This is a genomic window from Mesorhizobium sp. M7A.F.Ca.CA.004.04.2.1 (assembly GCF_004022825.1).
Classification (GTDB): Bacteria; Pseudomonadota; Alphaproteobacteria; order Rhizobiales; family Rhizobiaceae; genus Mesorhizobium.
Window position 1 is genome coordinate 1 of the sequence record NZ_RZPH01000968.1, and the last position, 2265, is coordinate 2265.

General features: G+C 62.2%; 4 protein-coding genes and 1 tRNA gene. 3 read left to right on the forward strand and 2 right to left on the reverse strand.

The annotated features are described in order from the left end of the window. Positions 1-454 (reverse strand): PAS domain S-box protein (locus tag EN893_RS29890; protein ID WP_128362020.1); only part of this gene is annotated, 454 nt, incomplete at its 3' end. 186 nt (positions 455-640) lie between these two features. Here EN893_RS29890 and EN893_RS29895 point away from each other — a divergent pair. The 3 genes from EN893_RS29895 to EN893_RS29905 all read left to right on the forward strand — a co-directional run bounded on the left by EN893_RS29895 (position 641) and on the right by EN893_RS29905 (position 1956). Beyond that, positions 641-1123, forward strand: coding sequence for a pyridoxamine 5'-phosphate oxidase family protein (locus EN893_RS29895; protein ID WP_127269199.1), 483 nt, complete (start codon positions 641-643; stop codon positions 1121-1123). A 381-nt stretch (positions 1124-1504) separates the two neighbouring features. Then, the gene (locus EN893_RS29900; RefSeq protein WP_127269198.1) at positions 1505-1798 is read left to right on the forward strand and encodes a hypothetical protein; all 294 of its coding nucleotides are present in this window, start codon (positions 1505-1507) and stop codon (positions 1796-1798) included. A gap of 84 nt (positions 1799-1882) precedes the next feature. Beyond that, positions 1883-1956, forward strand: a tRNA-Gln gene (locus tag EN893_RS29905). Between the two features lie 53 nt (positions 1957-2009). On the opposite strand, the gene EN893_RS38770 is transcribed toward EN893_RS29905, so the two are convergent. Next, a partial coding sequence (locus EN893_RS38770) for a hypothetical protein (protein ID WP_206640196.1) occupies positions 2010-2265 on the reverse strand: 256 nt, incomplete at its 5' end.

Here is a 2265-nt window from a genome sequence, read left to right on the forward strand (position 1 = left end):
GGTTCTTGACGCGATGGTTCACCTCGCGGAGCAAAAGCCTGATCCGGCGCTCGCTCTCCTTGCTGGCGGTGATGTCGCGGGCGATCTTCGAGGCGCCGATGATCTCGCCGGACGCGTTCCTGATCGGCGAAATGGTCAGCGACACGGCGATGAGGCCGCCATCCTTGCGCCGGCGGATCGTCTCGTAGCTGGCCAGCAGCTCGCCCCTGCGAACCCGGCTGATGATGTCGGTCTCTTCATCCTTGAGATGATCGGGGATGAGCATGAGCACGGAGCGGCCGACGGCCTCTTCGGCGGTGTAGCCGAACATGCGTTGCGCCGCCGCGTTCCAACTGGTGATGATGCTGTTCAGATCCTTGCTGACGATAGCGTCGAAGGACGAATCGACAATCGCCGCCAGCCGCGCATCGGCGGTGATGGCGATCAAGGCATCACGGCCCGCCAAATCTGTCACTGTCGACCCCTTCTCCCTCATGCGCGGATCGCGCGCATGGCCACCAATGCGCCGCGGTGCGTTTTGGTTGCAATCGCCTCCAACATTCCTCCCAGGAACAGTCCGGGCAGTTCATGTCCGGAACCTTGCGCGCCTGCGCGAGTTGCACCCGACACCCCCATGGACGGCTCAATAAGGAGGCACACAATGAGCGACGGCAACAGCGATCTCGACCGGGTCTGGAAACTGATGGACAGGATCGGCTTCTGTATGCTCGCCACTCGCGAAGGCGATGACATCCGCTCGCGACCGATGGCGGCGCATGTGGTGCGCGACGAAAACGCCGTCTACTTCCTCACCGATGTCGACAGTCACAAGGATGACGAGATCGAAGCCGAGCCCAATGTCGGTCTCGCCTTCGCCGATTCAGGCGGCCAGAAATATGTTTCCGTCAGCGGTCTGGCGGCGGTTTCGAACGACCGCGCCAAGATCAGGGAGTTGTGGTCGACCCCGGCCAAGGCCTGGTGGGACAGTGCCGATGATCCTTCGATCCGCGTGCTTAAGGTGACGCCGAAGGACGCCCAGTATTGGGACAGCCCCGGCACCGTGGTCAGCTATGTGAAGATGCTGGCCGCAACGGTCAGCGACAGCCGCCCGGAAATCGGTGACACCGGTAAGGTCAGGATGTAGCCGGACGGCGTTGAAAATCACGACATCAGTCAGATGTACGAATGCCGGCGGGTCGCATTTGACATATTGCTGGCGGCATACCGGCGCGGATCAGTCTGGCTTGGGAGGGTCAGGGGCATTCGGCACTGGATCGGCGTCAGTATCCCTTTGCGGACAGTCCTCATAGCTGTGGTCGCGCCCGCCGCAGAAAGAACAGCACATGGCCTCGCGGTCCCCGTTTCCGGGCCGCCATTGCGGGGTCTCGTAGGGCTTCCTCCCATCCATCCCCAGCAATGCGCGACGAACCATTTGGTTGCGCCGCCACAGACGGCCAGCCGGCGGTTGCGGAACCACCCGCCGGGATGCGAGTTTCGGCCGATACTTCCATTCGAGGGAATAGCCATGCCGATGCACCGAATTGCCTTGATGACGGCAGCGATCCTGCTGGCCGCGACCGGCCTTGCCGAAGCCAGGCCCGACACCCGCACGATGAGTTGCGACCAACTCCGGCAACTGCTCCAAAGCCATCATGCCGTGGTGCTGACCACCGGACCCAACACCTATGACCGCTATGTCAGGCAGTTCGGCAACGAATGCGACTGGCCGGAGGTGCCGATGTCGGCCTGTGTCCCGACCCGCGACGGCAGCTGCCCGGTCTACCGCTGCGAGGAACCTGTCACCAACTTTCCGGACTGACACCGCGCTTCCAATCGGCTTTGCCGCCCCCGTGCGTTGATCCCGGCGCGCGAACCGGCTAGGGGTGGGGCGCAACGTGCATTTTCCCGCTTCGTCTAATGGTAGGACAGCGCCCTTTGAAGGCGTGAATCGAGGTTCGAGCCCTTGAGCGGGAACCAGCAACCAAGCGTTCGGCTGTTCAAAAGCTGCGCGCAGGGCTGGCCAGCCGGCATCAGCGTATTAGCGAACGCTTGTATTTCGCCCCAAGCAGGATCATCATCCGGACCGTCAGTGGCTTCAAGGGGTGCAGCGCCATGGAACTGAGTTGCTTTGACGGGGGCGTCCTTGCATCGACGATGTCCCTGAACGTCACGGCGGTTTTCATAATATTGGCCGCATTTGCCGCATTTCGGCTGGTTGCAATGTCAGGCGAAGGTTCTGTCGACCAACTCCAGACGGCGTAGCCCGCGGAGAACCTTCCGTGCAGG

Excerpts from the sequence above, each read along its gene's own strand:
- EN893_RS29895 (WP_127269199.1), top strand. The coding sequence starts at position 641 with ATGAGCGACGGCAACAGCGATCTCGACCGGGTCTGGAAACTGATGGAC.
- EN893_RS29900 (WP_127269198.1), top strand. The coding sequence starts at position 1,505 with ATGCCGATGCACCGAATTGCCTTGATGACGGCAGCGATCCTGCTGGCC.